Source organism: Paenibacillus allorhizoplanae, assembly GCF_927798215.1.
Classification (GTDB): domain Bacteria; phylum Bacillota; class Bacilli; order Paenibacillales; family NBRC-103111; genus Paenibacillus_E; species Paenibacillus_E allorhizoplanae.
The window spans coordinates 140837-165500 of sequence record NZ_CAKMMW010000020.1; the positions used below are offsets into that span (position 1 = coordinate 140837).

Below are 24664 nucleotides of genomic sequence, written 5' to 3' on the forward strand. Positions count from 1 at the left end.
ATGTCACCTGGTGTTAAGCCTATGTCTAGCGACTTCGAAGGTACGACACCTAACACAGGTTGGACACCGCTTAATACGGGCCGTTGGGCGGTTAGCGGAAGTGGTAGTGGCAATGCCTATTCGATTACAACGACCGGCTATGCGGTGCAGAGCGGTGGGCGACCGGGCGAATATGCACTGCGTGGTGATTCTGCAGCAGACCGGTATAATCTGACATTAAAAGCTAAGTTAGGGGATGATGTCACCATAACCCCTAATGCCAACGCTGTTGTCCTGTTCGATTATCAGGATGCGAACAATTACTATTTCCTCCAGTTGGACAATAGAGCTGCCAACGTCAAGCTCTACAAGGTAAAAGGAGGTTTAGCTGCCACATTGGCCGATTCAAACGGCACCGACTGGCTGAGCGACAATGCCTTCCATACCATAACGATTGAACGAGATGGGACGAACGGCTCGATTACAATCCGTTTCGATAACATGACGATGTTAAGAGCATCGGATTCTGAATTCAAGGGAGGCTTGTTTGGCATAGGCTCCATGAACGGCAAAGCTTCCTTCGATGATGTCCGCCTCGTCAACTTAGGCAACCGGACTGATGATTTCGGTCAGACAACTCTCAATCCCGATTGGAGTTGGATACGCGAGGAGCCGGCGAACTGGAGCTTGACCGCTGCTCCGGGTAAGCTTCGGATATCCGCAGTCACCACATCGGATATATGGAAAACTGGCAACACCCAGAAAAACCTGCTCGTCCAGTCGGTTCCTAACGAAGACTTTGCGCTAACAACCCGACTTTCCTTCAAACCGACTGCTGACTATCAAAGTGCTGGTCTGCTCGTTTATACGGATGACGATCACTACATCAAGGTCGAGCGCGCTTATAACGTCGCCGAGGGCGGAAATGTCTTCCGTCTTATCAGGGAGAACGGCACGACAAGTACAGGAAAACAGATTACATCGGATCCCATTAGCAGCAATCTGGTTTACTTGAAGCTGGTCAAAGTAGAAAATAGTTTTACTGGTTACTACAGCGTGGACGGAACATCATGGACGATTATCGGTGTACCAGAAACTATACAATTGGTGGCCCCTGTGCAGGTGGGGCTGCATGCTCAGCGAAGTGGCGGATCGGCGGCGATCAATGCCGACTTTGACGACTTCCGGATATCCCCGTTAAATAAGTCCGACCGCTTCAACGGTACGACTCTTGGAAGCCAGTGGACCATTTTGAATCCGGTCAGCGGTCATACGAGCCTGAGCGCGAAGCCAGGAAACTTGCGAATTACCAGTGATCCAGGAGATCTCTGGGCAACCAGCGGCACGGAGAAAGATATACTGCTGCAAACACCAGCCTCCGACGACTACACCTTAACGACGAAGCTGGCATTTATGCCAACCATAAATTACCAGAGCGCTGGTTTGATTGTGTACTCGGACGACGATAACTATTTCAAAGTGGAACGTGCATTCAATACCGGTGACAAGGTACGAATTGTGAAGGAAACCGGTGGAATCGGCACGCAACAGACAGTTACTGTACCGACGACAGCGGGAGGCAGCATTTACTTAAAATTGGTGAAATCGGGCACGACATATACAGGCTACTTTAGCATTGATAGCTTGGTCTGGACACCAATTGGTTCGCCTGTAACAGGCGTTACGCTCCCGAATCCGAGGGTAGGCCTCCACGCGCAGCACAGCGGTTCGGGTACGCCGGCAATCAACGCCGACTACGAATATTTTGAGATTCTGCCTTAGCGGTAAAACCAATAAGATCGTCCTCATTCCTAGCCATTTCGCTAGGCGGGGGCGATTTTTTTATTCAAATTGCTGATTGGGTGTATGAAAGCAATTATTTACGGATGAACCGCTCGGTTTACGTTAAATATGTTCAATCGGCAAGATAAAACTGTACCTGTTCACGATAAATAAAGTGCTGTAACATTAACCGTATAATAGGCGGATTATGTCATTTTATGGAGAGGGTATGTTGAAAATGATGGGACTTCTTCGCAAGCTGCTGCCGCAAAAAATTAAATTCCGGTTATTCTTCGGCTTTGTACTCGTGATTTTGATTCCTTTGTTTATTTTGCAGCTCTACTATTACCGGCAGACAGAGGACCTGATCGTAAACAAAATCAGCGAGCAATTCAGCGCGCAACTGAACATTATGAAAACGGACTATAACGACACGGTGAAAGTTATGTTTCTGCACCTGGTTCAATTGGAAAAAGAACCTGCCGTTATGGAAGCGCTGCATGCCGGCAGCAACATTCCGCCTGGCGATAACACTAGGCAAATTCGCGAAGTGCTCGAGAAAATGCGTAACCGCAATCTATCTCAAAGCCGGTTTTTGTATGTGTCTGTGGCAGACGTCACTGGCAGTCAATACGATTCGTTCGATGTGCCGCAAGGGGAAAATCTGCCTGATTGGAGCGTCCGGGCTATTCGCGAGTTGGAAAGCAGTAAAGAAAGCTATCGATGGCTGTCCGCAGACCGAAACGATTTGCCAGTGGGGCTTAGTGAAAGTGCACACATGCTGACGTTGACTGGTTCGCTCAAGGAGCGGGGGAAGCTTGTAGGTGTCGTGCGTATCCGTTTCGATTATGAGGCATGGATGAAAGGAATTGCCAAGGATTTTCCAGTGCAACAAAACTATTATTTGGCCGATGAAGCGGGCAACTTGCTTGCTCAGACGGAGAAAATGAGCGGGATGAGCTCAGAAGTCGTTCGTAAGCTGCTTCAAAGCCCCGATCAGGAACTCCTGTCTTATATTGATGAACGTTATTCTATGCTGTATAACTCGATAACGCTGACTCCGCAGAAATGGCAGATCATAGGTGAATTTCCGCTTCGCTTTTATTTCGGCGACCTGAAGTTACTGGAAAGGCGCATGGTACTTACCTTTTTGCTGCTGACCGTTGCATTTATTGGCTTGACGCTGTTTGTCTCATCGACGATCACAAGACCACTTCACCAACTCAAGAAAAAAATGGAGAACATGGTGAAAATGAGGCTGAAAACGTTTTTACCGGAGACGAACTACCGGGGTGAAATACTTGCGCTCGCACAATCTTTTAATCAAATGGTCACCGATACGAATTTACTGGTGCATCAACTGAAACAGGAGGAACGGCAGAAGGAAGCCGTACGGTTTCAAATGCTGCTCGCCCAGATGAAGCCTCACTTTTTGCTGAACACGCTAAATACGTTGAAATGGCACGCGATCGACCGGGAAGATAAGGTTACATCTGAAATATGCATACAACTAGGGAAGCTGCTAGAAACGAGTCTCAATGCGGAAGTGGAGCTGATCCATCTAAAAGAAGAAATTGAACTGATTAATGCGTATTTGTACATTCAAAACGTTAGGTTCGACCATCTGTTCAACTTTCGTTACGAATACGAAGAGAAGCTTCAGTATGTGCTCGTCCCAAAGCTCAGCTTGCAGCCTCTAGTGGAAAACGCAATTGTACACGGTTTCGCGAGAATGAGTCGAGGGGGTTTAATTGTCGTTCGCATCTATGAACAGCATGACTCAGTTGTTGTGGAGGTGCAGGATAACGGACAAGGCTTGCAGGAGGCGGAGCGGGTGAGGCAGAAACGGATGCGCAAAGGTATCGGATTAACAAACGTAAAAGAACGGCTGGAGCTCTTGTTTAAACAAAATGCACAGTTGCAGTTGATGGAGATAGAGGAAGGAACATTGGTACGGCTGCGATTTCCTATGCTGATGTCGGTTCCATATAGCAAGGGAGGAGATCATCATGTGGAAACTGATCATCGTTGAGGATGAGCCATTAGTGAGAAGAACGATCATCGGCAGAATCAATTGGCAGGAGCACGGCTTCCTGCTTGTAGGCGAAGCAGGGAATGGCCAGGAGGCTCTTGAGCTGATCCACTCGTGCAACCCCGATCTCGTCATAACGGATATCGTCATGCCTCTGATGGATGGCATCGAGCTTCTAAGGGAGACCCGTACGGGGGGATGGGACTGCCGATTTCTAATGCTGACCTGTATGAATGAATTCGAATTTGCGAGGCAGGCGCTTGAATATGGTGCTTCCGCGTATTTGCTTAAGCTTTCCATGGATGTGAAATCGTTGGAGGCGGCACTGCATAAAATCAAGCGGGAACTAGAAAGCCGAGCAGAAGTTCGCGAGCTGCAAGCGAAACAAAGCTTGTATAGGTACCGCGACTTGTATCGCTCGCTGTGGGATCGTTTTTACCTTAGAGAGGGCAGGCTTCCGGGCTTGGAAGATGAGATAGAGGCGCTGCCTTCATACTCTTTGCAGCATGTATTTTTGTGTGCTTTTTTACACGATAACGTGGAATTTTGCATGGAGCAAGCACGAAGAATCGGTTTCCTTGACTCGGATGAGATGAATAGTCCTTCCTTGTGGTCATCGTTTACACAGGACGGTATTACGACCGTCTTTTGCTGGAGCGACGGCGCATTCACTTGGAAAGCGCCTTCAGCAGGTGAATTCGGCATTTTGTACGCCGCAGTATATGCTAAACCGTTCTCGGCCTCGGAGCTGGGCACGGTCTGGTTCGAGGCGCTGCTCAAGTTGGACAGATGCTGGCATGACGGGCGATTAGGCCTCGTAAGCGTTGATGGCCGCTTTGAGCCATCGAAGGCTTACGAGGCCGTATTGGGAAAGGAGGTTTCCTCCTTAACGAGGCAACCCTTCTCTGCTTTATCATGGTCGCACGAGAGGGAATTACTGCTCATCTTCGAACAGAGTAAAGCGGAAGCTTGCAAGACGATACTTGATTTGCTATGGAACGAAATGAGGGTGCTGACGATACCGGTTACGTTTGTTAAAGAAACAACGGTAAGGCTAGACCGCCTTTTTGCGCGGATAGTCAATCATCCTGGACTGCCTTTTGGTGAATTGACGGGAGTTGCTTCTTCTCAGCGGCTGAAAGAGCTGATTTGGCAGCGAATCGAAGGGTATTTGCAACATAAGGCGGGGTCCGAGGAAGAACTGACAGATCACGAAGAGATAAATAAAATCATCCGGTTTATCCGGCAAAATTACGATGAGAATATTACCCTCAAATCGATGGCCCGATATGTTGCTATGGAGGAGCATTACGTCAGTCGGTTGTTTAAGTCAAAGGTGGGGGAAAATCTGATCAACTACGTACAGCACTATCGTGTCGAAAAAGCGAAGGTATTTTTGGCTGAGTCCGATTTATCCGTCAGCGATGTAGGCTGCAACGTTGGCTTCAGCAATGACAATTATTTCATCAAAATATTCAAGCGTGTGACTGGAATAACGCCTAGCGTCTATCGAAAACGAATGGAGTCACAGGATGAACCGCAGCATACAAGTTAAATCCGTTCTATGATATAGGCAATTCCGTTCCTTAATCTCACCTCAGGTACCTGTTACGATAAGTTCATAACAAGAGGAGAGGAGGTTTGCCGATTGGAACATGCTTATTGGAGAAGGGTTTGGAGCTTTAGGGCATTTTACCTGATGCTGTTGCCAGGAGTTGTCTATTACATCATTTACAAATATGTTCCAATTTACGGCTTGATCATTGCTTTCAAGGATTACGACATCCTGGAGGGTATTGTTAAAAGCCCATGGGCTGACCCGTGGTACAATCATTTTCAAGAGTTTTATGAATCCCCTTATTTTTCGCAGCTGCTTGGCAATACGGTTCTAATCAGTTTATACAAGATCATCTTCGGGATGATTCCGCCAATCGCCCTTGCGATTTTACTGAATGAATGCCGGCATAAATGGTTGAAAAGCATCGTTCAAACGCTCAGCTACATGCCGCATTTTTTGTCATGGGTCATCATTTACGGAATTTTGGTCGTGTTGTTATCTGAAAATTCCGGCATTGTGAACCGCTGGATCATGGAGGCAGGTGGCGAATCAATTCCATTCCTCAGTTCAACCGAATGGTTTCGGTCCGTTCTGGTCGGTTCGGACATTTGGCAGAACATGGGCTGGGGGGCCATTATTTACTTGGCTGCGATGGCGGGAATTGATCCGACACTCTATGAAGCTGCTCGTGTTGACGGGGCGAGTCGAATGAGAATGATTTGGCAGATAACGCTGCCGGGGATCCGGAACGTTATCGTGTTGCTACTCATTTTACGTCTAGGACAAATGCTTGATGCGGGGTTCGATCAAATCTACATCATGTATAACGTACACGTTTATCCAGTCGCTGACATTTTGGATACTTGGGTGTTCCGTACTGGGTTGGAACAATGGAACTTTAGTTTGGCTTCCGCCGTCGGACTATTCAAATCACTGATCGGCCTTGTGCTTGTGCTTGGCTCTAATCGGTTGGCGAGAAGATGGGGGGAGAGCATATGGTAAGAATGCCGGAGGAACGAGTGTTTAATGGCATTGCCTACACGTTGCTTGCCTTAGTTGGACTGGCTGCTGTCTTGCCTCTCTTATACGTCGTTTCTGTGTCGCTGACGCCTTACGGAGAAGTGCTGAAAAACGGAGGTTACGTGATTATACCGAAGCACTTGACGTTAAGCGCTTACAGCAAACTGTTAGAGACGTCGAACATTTTCCGCTCGTTGCAGGTAACGGTTTTAATCACGGTAGTCGGCACATTAATTAACCTCGTGTTGACCACACTCATGGCCTATCCGTTAAGTAGGAAAAATATGCCATGGCGCAGCTTTTTTCTTGGGATGGTGGTCCTTACCATGCTGTTCGGTGGCGGGATCATTCCGACTTACTTGGTTGTGAAGGCAACGGGACTGATCGATTCCATATGGTCGATGATTCTTCCCAATGCCATATGGAGCTTTAATGTGTTAATTATGAAAAGTTTTTTTGAAAACTTGCCGGAGGAGCTGCTCGAATCAGCGCGTATTGACGGGGCTAAGGAATTTCGCATTTTGAGGCAGATCGTCGTTCCGCTGTCTAAGCCATCCTTGATCACGATTGGATTGTTTTATGCGGTCGGTCATTGGAATCAGTTTTTCGCCGCAATTATGTATGTGACGGACCGTAGATTGTACCCACTTCAAGTGGTTGTCCGTGAAATTTTGATGATGACGCAGCAGCCACTAGAAAGCGCCGAAAACATGGTACCGACGGTGACGATGCAAATGAGCGCTGTGGTGCTCGCGAGCTTGCCCATCATTGTTGTATATCCATTTTTGCAAAAACATTTTACAAAAGGAATGTTGCTCGGTTCTATTAAAGGTTGAGCTAGGATATGTCCAACACAAAGATGAAGAAAGAAGGGGTTCGTGCATGAAAAAAACATGGAAACGAGTTACCGCAGCTTCGGCTGTATTGGCGCTGGGAGGCAGCTTACTAGCGGGATGCGGACAAGGAGATGGAGAGAATAAGACCTCTCCTACAACAACAAATCAAAGCGAAAGTGCCAAACCCACTGCTCCCGTAACGTTAAACATCTCGTTGACAGGAACGGGGTTGCCTTTACCAGAGGCGGATGTGCTTAAGAAGGAGTTGGACGCTAAGCTTGGAACCAATCTAATGTTGACCGCGATCCAGACGGCTGAGGACTACAACAATCAGCTGCGGGTTCGCATGTCGGGCGGCAATTCCCCTGACTTGTTCCAAGTTTCAAACATCGATATGAAGGAGTATGCGGACAAAGGGTTACTGCTTGATTTAACGCCGTACCTCGACAAGGAGCTGAAGCCGGCGAAGACGTTTATCACGTCACTTGGCAGCGATCTACTAAAGAAATCAACGGTTAACGGTAAAATTTATGCAATTCCGCGTAATGGCGACTTGCCTTTCAACTCATTCTGGATACGAAAAGATTGGTTGGATAAGCTGCAATTGAAAATGCCGACGACGATCGACGAGCTGTTGGAGGTGGCTAAATCGTTTACGGAGAAAGATCCGGACGGCAACAATAAGAAAGACACCTATGGATTAACGGGTCTTGAGCTCAATGCATTTGCTCCAGTGTTAGGTGCGTTTGGTGTTAGCGACATGTTCAGCTCTGGTGTCTTTTACGGCAAAGACGGCAAATTAATGAATGCTTTCAATGACCCCGCAATGCCTCAAGCACTTGCTTTCATCCAAAAGATGATCGATGCGAACGTGGTTGATCCTGAGTTTATGACAAACAAAGGCAGCAACGTGCAGCAAAAAGCATTTCAAGGAAAAGCAGGTATTGTCAACATGGCTTGGACCGACATTGCGAAGGACGAAATGGTCAATCAATACAAGACGGTAAATCCGAATGCCGAATGGGTTCAGCTGCCTGCTCCAAAAGGACCAGCGGGACAATTCGACGGTTCGTTCGATTTCGACAAACCCTCCCGGTTGATGGCTATTCCGAAGTCGCTTGAGAAAGATCAGGTCAAATTGAATAAAGTGTTCGAATATATCAATTATATATCTTCGCAAGAAGGAAACAATCTGGTCATGTACGGCATCGAGGGTAAGCATTACAACCTGAAAGACGGTAAAGTTTCGATGACCGAATTGCTTGCTAAGGAAGGTAATCACTTCTATATGTATCAAATAACGGGGCGTCCGAATGATCAATATTTAAGCACGAAGTTCCCCAAACAGAAAGCGATTATTGAATTTGCGGCAAAAGCGCAGCGCATTCGTCTGTTTGACAGCTCTGTTGTGCCGCCTGCCGGGTTCAACAAAGCAGATGCTGATCGCTACGCAGCTGAAGAGTTGGTTAAATTCGTGTATGGCAAACGACCAATATCAGAATATAGCGATTTTTTGAAAACGCTAGAAGGTACTTTTAAATATAAGCAGTACACGGAAGCAGCAGAAAAGCAAATCAAGGAGCAAGGTTTAATTAAATAACGTGCAGAGGAGTTGAGAACATGCTGGAGTTGGAATATGACGTCATCGTGGCAGGAGGTGGTCCAGGCGGAATCGCCGCCGCAGTCTCATCTGCCCGTCTTGGGGCGAGAACGCTGCTCATTGAACGGTATGGCTTTCTTGGCGGTGCCGGGACGGCTATGATGGTTAATCCATGGATGCCGTATTGGGCTAGTACAGTGGATGGCAAAGAGGTGCAAGTTATTTTTGGTGTATTGCAAGAGCTGATTGAGGGGATGACGAAACTAGGTATGTACGGACACCCGAAACAAAGGGCAGCTTTCGATCCGGAGGCGCTAAAGGTGGTTGCCGAACGATTGTGTCTAGAAGCGGGAGTCGAGTTGCTGTACCACACCTTTCTGGGTGGCGTGAAGATGGATGAGACTGGAAGCGGCATCCGTTCGGTCATTGTTGCGAACAAAGCGGGACTGACAGAGCTGCGTGCCCGCATGTTCGTAGATTGCACAGGAGATGCCGATTTAGCTGGTTTTGCGGGAGCTGATGTGGAAAAGGGACGCAGCGTAGATAGTCTAATGCAGCCGATGACGCTCAATTTCCGTATGGCGAATGTCGACACTGATCGCATGCCCGATAAGTTGGAAATCACGCGCCGTTTCCTTGAAGCGAAAGCGCGCAAGGAAATTGATTGTCCGCGTGAGGATATGCTCTGGTTTTACGCGAACCAGCCGGGTGTCATTCATTTCAATACAACGCGAATTATTCTGAAAGATGCGACGTGTCCATGGCAGTTGACAGAGGCGGAAATCGAAGGCAGGCGTCAGGTACAAGAGCTCGTTGTATTTTTGCAGAAGCATGTCGAAGGGTTCGAGGAGGCTTATTTGCAGACAACGGCTCCACAAATAGGCGTACGCGAGTCGCGCAGAGTGGTCGGCGACTATATGCTGACGGCTGAGGAACTTTTGGCTGCATGCAAATTTGATGATTGTATCGCACGTGGCACATACCCTGTGGACATTCACAATCCGAACGGTGAAGGTACGGTCATTCAACATTTGGAACCGGGGAGATGGTACGAAATTCCGTTCCGCTGTCTTGTACCGAAAAAGATTAATAATTTATTGGTGGGCGGCCGACCGATATCCGCCACGCACGAAGCGCATTCGGCCATACGCATTCAGCCAATTGCCATGGCGATCGGACAGGCGGCGGGAGCTGCTGCCGCTTTGTGTGCACGGGGGAATATGACGCCGAGACAGGCGGATATCCGAAGTGTGCAAGAGGCTTTGACAGGGCAGGGGGCGCAACTCGGACTGTCGGTGTAACAGACATAGTCCAAACAGTAAGGCAAGGTGGTAGGCAAGAGAGAGAGACAAATTGAACGAAGAATACCGTTGTTGGACGTTGGTACGCTAGTGATAGCGTACCAAGCGTTCTCTCATGGGCTGCTTCCTAAAGCAATAAAATATGAATTTAAGAAAGGTTGGTGACTTATGAAAAAGAAGATCAGCACCATACTTGTGGTCGTTATGATAGCGGTAACTATCTTGCAATTATTCATTTATGAAAGCGTTGCCAGTGCGGCTGCGAACGATAATTTATTTGCTTACAACAGTGGTTTCGAGCTGACGCCTGATTATACCGGTTGGGGGAAAGGCGCTGTATCTGGCGCTGCTGTCACGATTCAGGGAGGTGTGGTTAGAAGCGAGGCAAAAGCGGCAAAAATCGTTTTTGACGGAAGCGATAAGACGTTAGAAATCGACCGGTTTTCTGCTGTTGAAGGCGGCACGGCTTATTATTATGAGCTGTGGCTGAAGACGGACAATATCACAAGCAGTGGACACAAGCCGCAAATTACATTGATGGGCTACAATGGAAACACATTTAAAAGAGTGATTCAGTCAACAGTTGAAACAAGTTCAAATCAAGATTGGACGAAATACGAGGGAACCATTGTGATGAACACGGATGAAAACAAAGTAAGGCTGTTGATCCGAAGAACAGCTGGTGGAGGGGGCATCACAGGTACGTTGTATGCGGACGATACTGTGCTAGCCAAAAAACCGGATTCACTGACTGTTACACCGAATTACCGGCAGTTTTCAATAGGCAATAGCTTTGACTTAAGTATGCTGCCTGTATCAGCCCAATACGGTTCGACATCGATCGAAGTTACGCCAGCGGTCAAGTGGTCTGTAAGCTCTAGAACGGCGTATGTGCTTAACAACCGACTATACTTTACTGGCGGTCCAGGAGGTGGCACGGCAACACTGCAAGCGTCCTATTTGGGCACATCGGCAACCGCGACGATCGATTTCGTTCAGGACAATGAGTCTCCGACCGCACCGGGTAACTTGAGAGCGGAGCAGATCGGCATCTCTAAGGTGAAACTAAGCTGGGACGCAGCGAGCGATAACATTTTGGTTACCGGATACGATGTGTACATGAATAATGTTTTGACCGCAACGGTTACTGGAAACGTGTATACACCAGAAGGGCTGACGCCGAATTCTTCGTATGTGTTTAAGGTGATAGCAAGAGATGGGGCTGGCCTTCTTTCCGGACCCAGTCAAGAGTTGACGGTAAAGACGAAGAGTGACGTATCGGCGGCAGCAGCTTCGATCGACACGAGTGATATTGTCAAGCAGGCTAGTAAGCGCATGCTCGGCTATAATCATGACTGGTATCAAAGCCAGATTGCGATCATGGAAGATAATCCGGCGAGTCTAAACATCAAAACTGAATATACGAGTCTGCTCCAGAATTTCGGCTTACCCATGCCGCTAAACCGGATGGCGGGCAGCGACTCCCAGGTATTTCGATGGCAGCAGGCAGTTGGCGATCTTGCACAAAGAACGCCGCAAAGTACATGGGGTGAACCCGCAGCTGTCTACCGTTTTGGACCTGCTGAGTGGCTTCACTCGGTACTGGAGGTCGACCCAAATGCCGAATTTGTCTGGAATTTCAACATGATGCTGGATACGCCGGAGGAGCATGCCGATGCCGTCGAATATTTAACTGGAACCGGCGGCGGTGTCAATCCAAATGGTGGCATCGACTGGGCACAGCGGCGAATTGATGCAGGCATTATTGCTCCGGTGAATGTAGCCGTATGGGAGCTTGGGAACGAGCTTGATTTTGCCAAGTATAAATCCAAGTTCGGTCCAGACGGAGTCGAAGCCTATATTCAGGCGTGTAGGGAGACGATTCTTGAAGTTCGTAAACTGATCCCAGGTGCGAAGATTGCCGTCTTAGCCAAAACGTCGCCATGGAGCGACTATAACGATGACGTAGTATGGCGTGAATGGCATCAAACTATCCTGCAGGAGCTAGGCGACGAGATCGATTATATGACCTTCCATCCGTATTATTTGGGTTACCCGATCAGCAAGATGGAACAATATTTGGATGCGATTCGTGACGATATCGTGGGGATTACGGGCACTGACCGAATCAAAGTGTTTCTGTCTGAACATTCCGTATGGCCGGATCAACTTCCAGGAAAAACATGGAAGGAGAGCTGGTATCAGACACATGCGCTAAAAGGCATTTTGGGAACGGCACAGTTTCTCAACCGTATGTTCCAACGCCCTGAAATTGCTGCTGCCACCTATCATGCATTTAGTTCCGGACCTTGGGGCTTGGTGTACAAATCACCTGATACTGGCCAACTTTATTTGACTGGTATGGCAGATCTAATGAAGTTGCTGAATGAAAGCCTTGGCAGCGAGGTGGTGCACGTATCGCTGACGGGTGAATCCACAGAAGTTGGGAATCAGTATGCCAGTCTCACGGTGAATGCGATGAAAACCGCTACCGGGATCAACCTCGTCATTGTAAACCGTGAGCCGGAATTAAAGCGGCAAATTCTGTTCAGCGGGTTGAACGGTTACGTGCCAGTCAAGGAAACCATATTGACCGCCGATTCGCTCGAATCGCATAATACGGGAACAAGCCAGGAAATCCAGGTCAATTCGTCTGAATTAACGGGGAATGTTCCGTTTACCACATACCTAATGCCGGCAAAAAGCGTGGTTGTGCTCGCGCTGGATACGATCACGCCTCCTGATCTAACACCACCAGCAAATGCTGCACTAGCAGCAGATATTACAACACCTACCAACACTGACGTGACTATAACGATCAGTTATCCAGCTGACGCAGCGATGAAGGAATACAAAGTGGGCGAAAACGGTATATGGTCGGCTTATACAGTTCCTGTCGTCGTTTCGGCAAATGACACGGTGTTTGCCAAGGGAAAGGATGCGGAGGGCAACGTATCTAATGTTACCAGCTATTCGGTTAGCAATATCGATAAAACAGCGCCAGTTACGACTGCAAGCGTATCGCCTTTGCAGCCGGACGGACCCAATGGTTCGTACTTGAATCCGGTCACCCTAACATTGAATAGCACCGATAACTTGTCGGGTGTGGCGAAAACCGAGTACAGTTTAGATAACGGGACAACATGGCAGCTTTACACGTCTGCTGTTACGTTTGATAAGCAAGGTCAGATCAGCTTGATATATAAGTCAAAGGATCAAGCAGGGAATGTTGAGCATTCTCAGAATCTTGGCTTTACGCTTGCTGCGACAGCTGTGAAGGTTCAGCTTAAAGACAGCAACGGAAATCCATTGAGCGGCGGTGCGGTCAAATACTATGACGGCGGTTGGAAGGATTTTGGCATAACGGATGCCTCCGGAACGGTAAGTAAATCTTTACTGAATAAAAGCTATACCTTCGCGATGACTTATGAAGGAACCTACAAAGAGAAGATGCAGAATTCCGGGACTGACGCTGTGGTTGTCTTCCAGACGGTAAATGTGAAGGTGCAGCTGAAGAATAGTCAAGGAAATCTGATAGACAGCGGCAATGCAAAATATTATGCGGGAAGCTGGCGTACGATCGGAAATACAAGCGGCGGAGAAATCAGCAAGGAATTATTGCCTGGTTCTTATACCTTCGGCATGACTTATGAAGGAACGTACAAAGAGAAGGTGCAGAATACCGCAACCGATACCGTGGTTGTCTTCCAGACGGTAAATGTGAAGGTGCAGCTGAAGAATAGTCAAGGAAATCTGATCGACAGCGGCAATGCAAAATATTATGCAGGAAGCTGGCGCACGTTCGGAAATACAAGCGGTGGCGAGATTAGTAAGGAGCTATTAGCCGGATCTTACACCTTCGGCATGACTTATGAAGGGACGTACAATGAAAAGGTGCAGAATATAGGAACCGACGCAATGGTTGTCTTCCAAACGGTAAACGTCAAGGTGAAGCTGAAGGATAGTCAAGGAAATCTGATGGACAGCGGCAATGTGAAATATTATGCAGGAAGCTGGCGAACTATCGGAAATACCAGCAGCGGCGAGATCAACATGGAATTATTATCAGGCACCTATACCTTCAGAATGACCTGTGGAGGAGCTACGAAAGAGAGTGCAAATAATATCACAACAAATCCAACGATCGTATTCCAGATGTAAAATTAAATAGATTTACTTTTTATAAAACAAGAAGCCCATCCAAACTTGAGATGGGCTTTCGTGTTTTTCACAACATTTCTATAAAAATAAAAGGTGTCGGGGTGTCGGATGACAAGAACACTATCTCATTCCCGACGGATTGGTAGCAGACTTTTTTGTTGGCAATCGGATCGGTTGCCTTTTCTAAACTAACGGCAGTTATCTTCAATCAAAGATGTGGTAAAATGTAGGAGAACCTAAGAGCGGATCTGAGATTGGAGGATTAACAATGTTTTACGATTTACAAGGTGAAGCCAACATGTCGCCAGTTGTGGGAATGTTATATTCCGATGTGAAAGAAAATAGCCAGCGACTACGACTCATCACTGAGGGCATGTCCCAAGAAGAGGTTGATTACAAGGGTCCCAATAATAATTTCAACAGCACTGCACAGTTAATAAGACATCTCATGTATGTTGATTTGAATTGGGTATATCGAATGAAAGGACAACCACTTTCCGAGACATTAAAAGAACAATACGGCCCCATGATAGATGCAAATAGCAGGCTTCCGATGGTTGAAGGGATGTCTTTGAACACACTGATGTCTCATTATGAAGGTGTATTACAAATGTTGAAAGATACATGTACACAATTTAAAGATGCTGACCTGGACAAAGTTGTCACTTTTGGTCATCACAATGAAAAACAAGCAACCATTCGCTGGGGGTTATGGCATATTGCTGACCATAGCCGTTATCATCAAGCTAATATTAATTTGCTAAGAAAGTGGTATGCTACTTTTGAATAAAAGAGGAGTAGAGTAAAAAGGTACTGACAGGTAGACGGAATAACTGCAATTAGAACGTATGAAAATTGCAATTATGTTAAAGACGATGAACAGATGTTAAAGAAAAGGTTGGAGGATTAAGTTCTAACGGAAGAAGACCAAAAATTTTAGAGAAATTGAGGTGGTATCTCTGAATAACCAAAACCAAACATTAGGATTTCAAATCGTAACCACAAGGTTCCTTGGCACTAAAGAAGCGGCAAGTTTCATAATTGACACCTTAAAGAAACTTCCAAAAAAATATTGGCCTACTAAATCAGAATATTATTCGAGTAAAAACAAAGGGCTCTTTTCATTTGAAAATACAAAAGATTTTGTAGATAAAGTACCAGGCACCTACTTGTTTGGAGGATATGCAAAGCTTTATAAAGTAAGAGACTTATTCTCAATTTACGTCAATTGGACAAGATGCCCTACCACTCTAACAGATGATCCAACTCTTGTATTTAATAGTATCTCGATTTATTTTGACAATGGATTGGATCTCTTAAAGAATAAAAAAGATTTTAACGAAGTTGAATCAATATGGGTGGAATTATGCAAGAGGTTTAACGCATGGTATGGGCAATGTCATTTATTTAGTAATACAGAAAGAAGTAATGAATATTTAGGTTGGGGATTTGGACGATGTATCTCACGATTACATTGGAAAACGTACTTCGGTAAGGAGTATAATACAAAATTTGATATTAGAAATCTTAATTTAAATGATTTGTGTACGATTAAACGTTATTTCGAGGGGGACTTTCTTTTGACAATAAATGCAGCCCCTGAAGAGGTTGTTACGAGAACCAACACTGAAAGAGAAATTATTAAACTGATAGGAAAGAATTATTTTTGGGATGAAAATGACAACAGGTTGGATCCAAAGGGAGAATACATGCTTCCATCCTTAAATTATTCGGAAGTTATTTATGAATCAATAAAATAGTGCTTCTTCTTTGGCTGTTAAATTGAAATCAACAACTCAATCGATATATGGGTCATTAAGCTAAAGAGGAACTATAGCACCACAACATTAAGCTTAAAAAAGGAGCAATTTAGCGATGTACGAACATCTCGTTGTATTCAAGTTCAATACTAATGTCACGCCAATCAAGCAACAGGAATTGCTGGATCAATTGTTAACGTTTCGGGATCGTATCCCCGGGATATTTGATATAAGTGCAGGCATCAACGTAACTGAAGAAACGGAAAATATTAAGGGTTATACTCTCGGATTACGGGTAACGTTTGAAGACCTTGAGTCGCTGCGTTCATATGGTCCGCATCCCGTTCATCAGGAATTTGTTAAATCGCTGGATGGTATACTGGAAAATGTTATTGTAGTTGATTACCCATTGGTTTAAGCAAACAATACGAGGCTGCCGGTATAGATCGGCAGCCTCGTTGCGCTAAAGGGCAGCATTCTTTAATAGTACTATTGCAGGAATTAATAGTATCTTTGAAGAAATTGGTAGCTACACAAAAAGGGGGAGAAGGAACAATGTCATTTATTAAAGTATTGGATGAGGGTTATGTACGGCTAGTTGATCATATGGGAACCGATTTGACTGTTGTTAATGCAGCTCGTGTCTCCTATGCAAAATAGTCAAAGGAATTAAGCGAACGAGATATAAAACTCATTAAGTTCTTGGCGCGAGAGGGCCATACTTCACCTTTTAGGCATGCAATTGCTCAGTTTGAGGTGTACGCACCATTAATGGTCGCAAGACAGTGGTGGAAGTATGTAGTCGGTTCAGCTCATTATGAAGGAACTGGCGATAGTTTAGATGCTTGGAATGAATCTAGTCGACGTTATATAACCGAAGAACCAGTTTTTTACACCCCAAAAGCGAATGAATGGAGATCAAAGCCTGAGAACTCCAAACAGGGCAGTGGAGATATCATTTCTTGGCAACTTGGTGAAAAACATACACAGGAATTATTGTCTTACATCGAGTTAGGGATGAAAAAGTACGAGCAAGCATTGTCAGATGGAATTTGTGCTGAACAAGCGAGATTGTTCTTACCTTCATATGGGATGTATGTTCGTTGGTATTGGACTGCATCCGTTCAATCAGTTGCTAATTTCTTAACGCAACGATTAGAGCATGACGCACAAAAAGAAATTCAGGACTATGCTAAGGCTATCTTGGAACTAATCAAATCAGTTTATCCTATATCTCTAGAACAATTGGTTTCTAAAGAAATCGGAGCATTGAACTAACGAAAAAACTATAGTTGAGGAGCTTGCTTCGTGGCTGCTCCTTTTTCGTTTTCTGAACTACGGGTAGATTATCGTGGCGTAACTAAGTGGTTGCTTACTCTCAATTGTTGGAAGGAAAGTTCTATTCTTTCGCGAATTCATTAGACATGCCGAAGTTACGAATTTCGCAAAAAAATCGCGGTAGAGCATTGGAAAGAGCATTTTAGTTTTCTATATCTTCATAGAAAGGTGATTACGCATGAACCAAAGACCGTCAAAAGAAGAATACGCCGGGGACGCCGGCGAGTATATCCGGTTGGTGCCGGAAGGCAACATCATCGACATTCTGCTCGCCCAGGAAAAGCAAATGACTGAGCTGCTGGCATCGTTGACCGAAAGCCAGAGCGCCTATCGGTATGCGGAAGGAAAATGGACGCTGAAAGAAGTCGTGGGCCACATCGCAGACAGTGAACGCGTCATGATCTACCGCCTGCTCCGATTTGCAAGAGGAGATCAGACGCCTCTGCCAGGTTTCGACCAGGAATTGTTCATTCCTCCTTTCGGAAGCTGGACAACCGCGCAATTGGCCGAAGACTACCGGGCCGTACGGCAATCGACGATCACACTGTTGCGCGGGTTACCGACGGAGGCGTGGTCCCGCAAGGGCACAGCCAACAACGTAAGCATTACGGCGCGCGCCATCGCTTACGGCATCGCAGGACACGAGCTTCATCACATGGGGGTCATCCGAAATCGTTACTTGAGTTAGTCGTCCTTACTTTATGGTACCCTTCCCGCCCCGTTCATAGACTGATATGAAGAGAGGACAAGACGGGTTAAAAAAAACAGCAACGATTGGTTGCTGACTGGAGTTTAATGTATAGCAAATAATAATCTCAAACAAGAAAAAGTCATTCAGCTAACGGAGAAACGTTTGTTAAATAGGCACATAATCTGAGAAGCTGCCAGGCGACTGGCAGCTTCATTACATTAACGGGCAGCATTCCTATTATGAGGAAATATGAAGTTTGAGAAATAAAAAGACTCCTTGGTATTATGTTTATGGGTCCTAGATGCTGGCCAGCGAACGGATCCAAAAACATTACCAAGGAGAATACAAAATGAATTCTACTCAAAATGAACGAATTAATCAAATCACTTCTTCCACTCTAATTATCGGAGTCGACATCGCAAAATTCAGACATGTGGCTCGTGCGCAAGACTTCCGCGGAGTCGAGCTCGGGAAGCCTATTACGTTTGAAAACAATCGAGAAGGCTTTGAATTGTTCGTGAACTGGTTCCGAAAGATTTCAGTAGATCAAGAATTCCAGGACATTATCGTTGGCATGGAACCAACGGGGCACTACTGGCTTAACCTTGCTCATTTTCTAAAAGAAAAGCAAGTAAAATACGGTGTAGTGAATCCACTGCACGTGAAAAAAAGCAAAGAGCTAGACGACAATTCTCCAACAAAGAATGACATGAAGGACGCGAAAATGATCGCACAACTGGTCAAAGACGGGAGATACGCCGTACCGAGTCTTCCTAAGGGTATTTATGCCGAATTACGGGAAGCTATGAAAATTCGTGAACACCTAACAACTGACCTTTGTGTTGTGCAAGCACGTGTCCATAACTGGTTAGATCGGTATTTCCCAGAGTTTTTGACGGTTTTTAAAGACTGGGAGTGCAAATCTGCCATCCAAATGCTTAGCCTTCATCTACTGCCGCATGAACTTGTTGACGTTCCGGATACAACCTTGCTACAGCACTTGAGAGAAGTTGCAAAGCGAGGGCTTGGTCTAGGTCGAATTATTAGTTTAAAAGCAGCAGCAAGCCGTTCTGTCGGCATAAGAGAAGGTTCGGAGTTAGCTAGAATGGAGTTAAAATTACTGTTGACCCAGTACGAATGGTTTCAAAACAAGCTTGAAGAATTGGGAGCAAAGTTGGATGAGCTGCTCCTGCAGATCCCACATGTACAACTATTGTTGGGCATAAAAGGAATCGGCAGAGACACCATTGCAGGTTTTCTAGCTGAGGTAGGCGACATCAATCAGTACCGTCATCCCAAGCAGATCACGAAGCTTGCTGGATTGAACTTGAAGACAAATTCATCAGGTACACACATCGGACAAACGAAAATAACTAAGCGAGGCCGTAAACGTCTTCGTGCGTTGCTCTTTCGTTAAGCTTATACGAGTCTTTTTCGGCATATTAACAAAAGGACATGAATTCAGTGAAGAAAAGATGTTGCAGGATATCCCTCGATTTGCAGAGTTACCGCAAGCAGCTTAAATAACGATACTTAGTTCTGATGATCTAAGCAAAGGAAAAGATAACAAGAAGCACGGATGAGTCGGAAAGGCACTATCCTTACGGACAAAGATCCTGTCGGGCAGCATATCTGACCTCCACCTCATGGACAGGTTGAATGAAGGAATGTGGGAGCGTAGACTCTGCGAGATGTGGGAGGGTTGACCGCCATGAGCTCATGTGGAGATCCAAAGGTGCAACCATACATTACCATACCATCCGTTTTTTACATCAGGTGGTTTAGGTAGAGAGATTTTTGCCCCTTAGCATATCCATAAATTTCTTCCTCTACAACTTCATACCATTGAAATGTTATCTGTTAAAACGTGTTGATGGTCAAATACTGAGAAAACGAGAGTATTTAAGAGCAAAGCGTTTCTCCATAGAGGGAGGAATTATATGAAATTAAAGGTTTTCCTAATAATTTCTAGAAGTATTTCATACAATAATACATTTTTACCCAAATCACCTTAGGAGCGCTACTATGAAAATTCGAATCTTCTTTCTCGTTTTATTTCTTCTTATCGGAGGTTTTCCAATTCCAGAATCACAGGCTTCCGAAATACCACCCCCCATATCAGTCTTATTAAACGGAAAGCCCCTCGGCTTTGAAACCTCACCAATTGAGGACAACGGTAGCATCTTGGTACCAATGCGAAGCATTTTGGAGGGAATGGGAGCCGAAATTCAATGGACCCCGGAGACTCAGACTGTGGCCGCTCAGCTTGATGATACAAAACTCATGTATACAATTGGAGAAACAGTCGCTTATCAGAACAGAGACAAACTTCAACTTGTAACACCAGGGCGAATTGTTGGGGGCGCTACCTTTATTCCAGTTAGCCTTATTGCGGAAGCAATGGGAGCGAATTTAGAATGGAATGAGGCTAGTCGTACGCTATCCATAGAATATTTAATGAGACATAATATCCGCGTCGAGCAAGTTTTAGACGGGATGTATCTTTCCATCCGCTACATCGATGGGACAAAAGAAGGAACAGAAGAAACTGTGCGCTTTGCTGGCATTTCCCCTATTCATAATGGTCAAGAGATAACAGGATATATAAGGTCGCTACTCCCGAAAGGTGCGGAGGTGTCGATTGAAATCGTAGGTTTACGGGATCGGAACAAGAACTTGCATGTAAATGTTTACTTGCAAGATGGCATCATTTTAAATGAAAAGCTTGTAGAAGAGGGATACGCTGCCACTAGTTTGGATCTTCAAAATGATGGTTTAGCAAGCACACTCAATCCGTTACAGGCCGATGCCATACAGAAAAACAAGGGTCTCTGGGCAATGCAAGTAACTACTTCGCCTGCTTCAATACATAAAATCAACATTTATACGACCGATGTTGTGGTCGTGACCGATGAAGGGGAATTATGGACATGGGGGCAGTTTTATGAGAAGCCAACTCGTATTCTTCAGGATGTCGTGGACGCGCAAGTGGATAGCGATGCTGGTATTGCTTTAAAGAAGGACGGTACAGTTTGGGTTTGGGGCTTCAACAATGCGGGACTATGGGGCATTGGAGAACAAAAATATGAAACAACTGTTCTCCCTAGACAGGTAGAGGGACTCCAGGACATCGTTTCTATTGCAATTCAGCATTCAAGTATTTTTGCGGTTGATCGCGAAGGTAGCGTATTCGCCTGGGGATCGAATTACAAAGGTAGGCTGGGGCAAACTTACAAGATGAGCGAGATCATCTATAAGAAGCCTTATCAGACACCATGGGTAAATGTTCGATCTGTTAGTCCCGGATTTGAATTTACCGTGGTACTTAAGAATGACGGTACCGTGTGGCAAACACAACCAACTAAATCTGTTCTGAAACAGCTGAGTTCCCTAAAAGATATTATTGCGGTTTCAAACCATAATAACTTTGCAGTGGCTCTCCAAAAAGACGGGACCGTATGGACATGGGGTGTTAAGAGCTTCTTCGGTGTTGGAAATGCCGAAAATCCTGAACCAAAACGTGTTGAAGGTCTTTCGAATATCATTCAGGTGGATGCGGGGCATGACCATGCTCAAGCAGTGGATCGAGACGGTAATCTGTTTTCGTGGGGTGATAACGAGTATGGACAACTCGGAAGCGTAGTCTTTGGGGATAGCATAGCACAACCTACACTGGTGCCTAACCTTCCCCCAGTCAAATTAGTGGAAGCAGGTAGAAGGCAATCCCTAATTCTCATGCAGGACGGAACTTTATGGGGAGTTGGGGCGAACGCCCACTATATTTTGAGCTCTCAAACTCTGAGAGATAGATATGAAAACAAAGTGTTATATCAAAACAAATTAACACAGATCAATCTCAATCTCAAATCATTACGCTAATGGAAGAAGGAGAGCTCAATAATCCAGACGAAAAGGCAACCGATTAAAAGCGGTTGCCTTTTCCCCGCTAACGGGCAGAATAATTCCATTATGTGGTATATTTAGATAAGGGATTTGAACAAGGGAGGTACTATGTTGAGAGAAGTAAAGCATTTGGTTAAGAGTCCTTCAAGGATTGGAACCATTATAGGCATGATTGCTATTATATGTAGTCAATCTATCCTTGTAGTGAGATCATGGGATCAGATAAGTGTATACTACGCTTCGTTAATGGTGATTCTTCTCTGTTTAGTTGTACTGTTACTCGCATTGTACAGAACATTCTTCAAGAAACCAACCGAGTTATGCTTATCCAATGACCAACTCATATTAAATGGAATTTTAATTAATTCGGGGGATATTAGAGTGATAATGACTAAGGGATACTTTAAACCTGTTATCGGGATATTACCTCACAGGAGGAAGATCGTCCCATTAGATATGGCATTTAGGTATTCAGGGGATGAAGATAAAGGTATCACGGATTTAAAGAATTGGGCAAATATGAACAATGTAAAGATGGTCAATAAATCGTTTCAAACGTGGATATAAGTATAATTAATAAAAGGGTAACATACTTGTCCGTTACGCTAACGAGAGAACGATAGTGAAATTGAGCAGAGTGCCGTGGCAGTCTGCTATATTCGTTGAAGTAATGGGAAGTTTAATGGAATAATATGTATGATACAATGGTGTTCTGGAGGTGTATTCATGCAAAAGGCAATTGTAGTTCATTATTATAACGATAAAAAGAATAACTTAATAGATTTAAATCAGCTTTTACAAGAGGGATGGAAGGTTGTATCTCAGAGTGCTATGTCAGGCGGTGAGATGGGTGCAACAGTTTATTCACTTGTTATATTAGAGAAAAATTAGGAAACAATGCTTCGAGACTCATTGAAAAAACCGGGAACTATAGTCCAATGACAAAAGGCTACCAGTATATACGGTTATTAATTAGGGGGAATTTCAATTTGATAATAATTAAATTTAACGAATTCCTAAATATTGCCAAAGCTTTAAACGATCAATTTAACATTGCTCCAGTATTGTATGGTTCTCTAGGTCTGCAGATGAAATCCGGTATTGATTTAAACCCTCAGGATATCGATGTTCTTGTACCATTAGAATATTTACATGAAAGATGGGATGTCTTGCGACAAACAGTTGAAAGATTAGGGTATACGTTTGTTGACTTACGAGAACATGAATTTCATAAAGAGGGAACCAAGTTAGCATTTGCTTTTGTAGAAGATTTAGCTGATTTTGCGGGTGTAGATTACAAAGGATTAGAGTTGATTGAACAGAATGGGGTACGTTATCAATCCTTAAGCTTAGAAGATTTCTTAAGAGTTTATTCTAAATCCATTAAAGACGGGTATAGAAGAATCAAAAACAATAATAAAGATGCAACTAAAATCGAAGTAATTACGAAACTATTACAATCATCTTAGAGCCTTTGGACATCGTCATTAAGGGGCTTGCCTTCGCGGCAGCTCCTCTTTTGTTTATTATAGTAAGGGGCGGGCGGAACGTTAAATATGAACGAAACAAATACCTGGCAAGTACGTCAGATAATGTAGGGGGCGAATCAGTGAAAAAAATAATATTTATCGTGGCGGGATCTGTTGTTATCATCTCATGCATTTTGCTATTAATAATAATTGGATGCTATAAAGACCCGAAAATTGAAGGGGCAAATAAGATTAGTCAAATGGAGAGAACCTCCACATCAGAGAAGATATTTAAACAGAACAAAGACGCGGACATTCTATGTGTCTATGGTGCACGTTTTTATACACGTATCGAAGAGCAGGAGCAATACAAACAAATGGATTTGAAAATAAATCATGAGTTAGGCGAGGTAAGAAAAGAGTACAAAGATGGAAATATTTTTGAAGATTACATGGCAACTAAACTCCAAGTTGGGACAAAGATATTTACGATTCAAGGTCAAATGCAATCTGAATTGCTTCTTGTACAACAGGGAGAAAAATACATTGTTTATGTATATCAGAATTCAAAGAATTTGTAAAAGACCCCTCGTGTGAAGAGATTCATGAAACTAACGGAGAAGATTAGTTCTACAAACTGTTAGGCAGTCGAACATTATTATTATGGATCCGCTGCCTTGTTACGATTACTATAGCTTTTTGCCCATATTGTACCAAACGGCACCGCCATGCTCAGAGTCTGAGACTCCGTGGTTGACGTATACCCATATATCAATCCTGTTAAATTGATCAATAAGGAAAGTAAGATTGATTATGATAAGGTTTTTGAGTTATGTCCCAATCTCATTACAGCACCTAATGGAGTAACTCAAGCGTTATGCGTGAATCATGTTATTTGGAGTTCATTAACAGATGAAGGAGATCCAATTGCAATTTAATTTAATGATCTATTCAAACCGTTAATTGATCTTTTTAATGGTGGAGGATCTTGGAGAACTCATCATGGCATGTTAGATATAAGCGATAAATTCCTTTGTTTCCTCTCAGATTGGAAGGAATATAAGACGATTGAGTTACCCTAAACATTCCTGTATAGCCTAAGAAATGGGCTTTGTCAAAAAAGGAGCGCCTCGGTATGATGGGTTTGTCGACGGGTAGATACCCAACACCATCAAGGAGGCGCTCTTATTATGAAGTTTAAGCAATCAGACGGACAAAATCAACGTATTGAACG

The 24664-nt window shown here is 44.6% G+C and carries 17 protein-coding genes and 2 pseudogenes; all 19 read left to right on the forward strand.

Features of this window, described 5'->3' with window-relative positions; all coding sequences use genetic code 11:
* A complete protein-coding gene (locus tag L6I86_RS26200) occupies positions 1-1761 on the forward strand; it encodes a beta-xylosidase family glycoside hydrolase (protein ID WP_236291347.1) in 1761 nt (586 codons plus the stop codon).
* 208 nt (positions 1762-1969) lie between these two features.
* Entirely contained in the window at positions 1970-3793 is a 1824-nt protein-coding gene (locus L6I86_RS26205; protein WP_236291348.1) for a sensor histidine kinase, read from the forward strand.
* Positions 3771-5348: a helix-turn-helix domain-containing protein gene (locus tag L6I86_RS26210; protein WP_236291349.1), complete on the forward strand. Its 1578-nt coding sequence runs from the start codon at positions 3771-3773 to the stop codon at positions 5346-5348. Before L6I86_RS26205 ends, L6I86_RS26210 begins: the two co-directional genes overlap by 23 nt.
* Before the next feature lie 144 nt (positions 5349-5492).
* Positions 5493-6353 (forward strand): ABC transporter permease, encoded by an 861-nt coding sequence (locus L6I86_RS26215; protein WP_236291366.1) that lies wholly within the window; start codon positions 5493-5495, stop codon positions 6351-6353.
* Entirely contained in the window at positions 6347-7207 is an 861-nt protein-coding gene (locus L6I86_RS26220; RefSeq protein ID WP_236291350.1) for a carbohydrate ABC transporter permease, read from the forward strand. Before L6I86_RS26215 ends, L6I86_RS26220 begins: the two co-directional genes overlap by 7 nt.
* Positions 7208-7253: 46 nt before the next feature.
* A complete protein-coding gene (locus L6I86_RS26225; protein WP_236291351.1) occupies positions 7254-8807 on the forward strand; it encodes an extracellular solute-binding protein in 1554 nt (517 codons plus the stop codon).
* 20 nt (positions 8808-8827) lie between these two features.
* Positions 8828-10108, forward strand: coding sequence for an FAD-dependent oxidoreductase (locus L6I86_RS26230; protein WP_236291352.1), 1281 nt, complete (start codon positions 8828-8830; stop codon positions 10106-10108).
* Between the two features lie 168 nt (positions 10109-10276).
* Positions 10277-14269 (forward strand): OmpL47-type beta-barrel domain-containing protein, encoded by a 3993-nt coding sequence (locus tag L6I86_RS26235; protein WP_236291353.1) that lies wholly within the window; start codon positions 10277-10279, stop codon positions 14267-14269.
* A gap of 268 nt (positions 14270-14537) precedes the next feature.
* The gene (locus L6I86_RS26240; RefSeq protein WP_236291354.1) at positions 14538-15059 is read left to right on the forward strand and encodes a DinB family protein; all 522 of its coding nucleotides are present in this window, start codon (positions 14538-14540) and stop codon (positions 15057-15059) included.
* 160 nt (positions 15060-15219) lie between these two features.
* Positions 15220-16029, forward strand: coding sequence for a hypothetical protein (locus L6I86_RS26245; RefSeq protein WP_236291355.1), 810 nt, complete (start codon positions 15220-15222; stop codon positions 16027-16029).
* A 115-nt stretch (positions 16030-16144) separates the two neighbouring features.
* On the forward strand, positions 16145-16447 hold the full coding sequence (locus L6I86_RS26250) for a Dabb family protein (RefSeq protein ID WP_236291356.1): 303 nt from the start codon (positions 16145-16147) through the stop codon (positions 16445-16447).
* Between the two features lie 263 nt (positions 16448-16710).
* Positions 16711-17307 (forward strand): annotated as a pseudogene (gene thyX / locus L6I86_RS26255) (FAD-dependent thymidylate synthase); the annotation flags it as partial.
* Positions 17308-17545: 238 nt separating this feature from the next.
* Entirely contained in the window at positions 17546-18055 is a 510-nt protein-coding gene (locus L6I86_RS26260) for a DinB family protein (RefSeq protein ID WP_236291357.1), read from the forward strand.
* Positions 18056-18407: 352 nt separating this feature from the next.
* Positions 18408-19581, forward strand: a pseudogene (locus tag L6I86_RS26265) (IS110 family RNA-guided transposase).
* A gap of 502 nt (positions 19582-20083) precedes the next feature.
* Entirely contained in the window at positions 20084-21937 is a 1854-nt protein-coding gene (locus L6I86_RS26270) for an RCC1 domain-containing protein (protein WP_236291358.1), read from the forward strand.
* 135 nt (positions 21938-22072) lie between these two features.
* Positions 22073-22528 carry a hypothetical protein gene (locus L6I86_RS26275; RefSeq protein ID WP_236291359.1) on the forward strand — a complete coding sequence of 152 codons (456 nt, stop codon included), beginning with the start codon at positions 22073-22075 and terminating at the stop codon, positions 22526-22528.
* 159 nt (positions 22529-22687) lie between these two features.
* Complete coding sequence (locus tag L6I86_RS26280; RefSeq protein ID WP_236291360.1) at positions 22688-22852, forward strand: hypothetical protein; 165 nt, start codon at positions 22688-22690, stop codon at positions 22850-22852.
* A 98-nt stretch (positions 22853-22950) separates the two neighbouring features.
* A complete protein-coding gene (locus L6I86_RS26285) occupies positions 22951-23430 on the forward strand; it encodes a hypothetical protein (protein ID WP_236291361.1) in 480 nt (159 codons plus the stop codon).
* Between the two features lie 140 nt (positions 23431-23570).
* Positions 23571-24011: a hypothetical protein gene (locus L6I86_RS26290; protein ID WP_236291362.1), complete on the forward strand. Its 441-nt coding sequence runs from the start codon at positions 23571-23573 to the stop codon at positions 24009-24011.
* Positions 24012-24664 lie beyond the last annotated feature (653 nt).

Excerpts from the sequence above, each read along its gene's own strand:
- L6I86_RS26225 (WP_236291351.1), top strand. The coding sequence starts at position 7,254 with ATGAAAAAAACATGGAAACGAGTTACCGCAGCTTCGGCTGTATTGGCG.
- L6I86_RS26230 (WP_236291352.1), top strand. The coding sequence starts at position 8,828 with ATGCTGGAGTTGGAATATGACGTCATCGTGGCAGGAGGTGGTCCAGGC.
- L6I86_RS26200 (WP_236291347.1), top strand. The coding sequence starts at position 1 with ATGTCACCTGGTGTTAAGCCTATGTCTAGCGACTTCGAAGGTACGACA.
- L6I86_RS26210 (WP_236291349.1), top strand. The coding sequence starts at position 3,771 with ATGTGGAAACTGATCATCGTTGAGGATGAGCCATTAGTGAGAAGAACG.
- L6I86_RS26250 (WP_236291356.1), top strand. The coding sequence starts at position 16,145 with ATGTACGAACATCTCGTTGTATTCAAGTTCAATACTAATGTCACGCCA.
- L6I86_RS26235 (WP_236291353.1), top strand. The coding sequence starts at position 10,277 with ATGAAAAAGAAGATCAGCACCATACTTGTGGTCGTTATGATAGCGGTA.
- L6I86_RS26280 (WP_236291360.1), top strand. The coding sequence starts at position 22,688 with ATGCAAAAGGCAATTGTAGTTCATTATTATAACGATAAAAAGAATAAC.
- L6I86_RS26220 (WP_236291350.1), top strand. The coding sequence starts at position 6,347 with ATGGTAAGAATGCCGGAGGAACGAGTGTTTAATGGCATTGCCTACACG.
- L6I86_RS26205 (WP_236291348.1), top strand. The coding sequence starts at position 1,970 with ATGTCATTTTATGGAGAGGGTATGTTGAAAATGATGGGACTTCTTCGC.
- L6I86_RS26215 (WP_236291366.1), top strand. The coding sequence starts at position 5,493 with ATGCTGTTGCCAGGAGTTGTCTATTACATCATTTACAAATATGTTCCA.
- L6I86_RS26240 (WP_236291354.1), top strand. The coding sequence starts at position 14,538 with ATGTTTTACGATTTACAAGGTGAAGCCAACATGTCGCCAGTTGTGGGA.
- L6I86_RS26260 (WP_236291357.1), top strand. The coding sequence starts at position 17,546 with ATGAACCAAAGACCGTCAAAAGAAGAATACGCCGGGGACGCCGGCGAG.
- L6I86_RS26270 (WP_236291358.1), top strand. The coding sequence starts at position 20,084 with ATGAAAATTCGAATCTTCTTTCTCGTTTTATTTCTTCTTATCGGAGGT.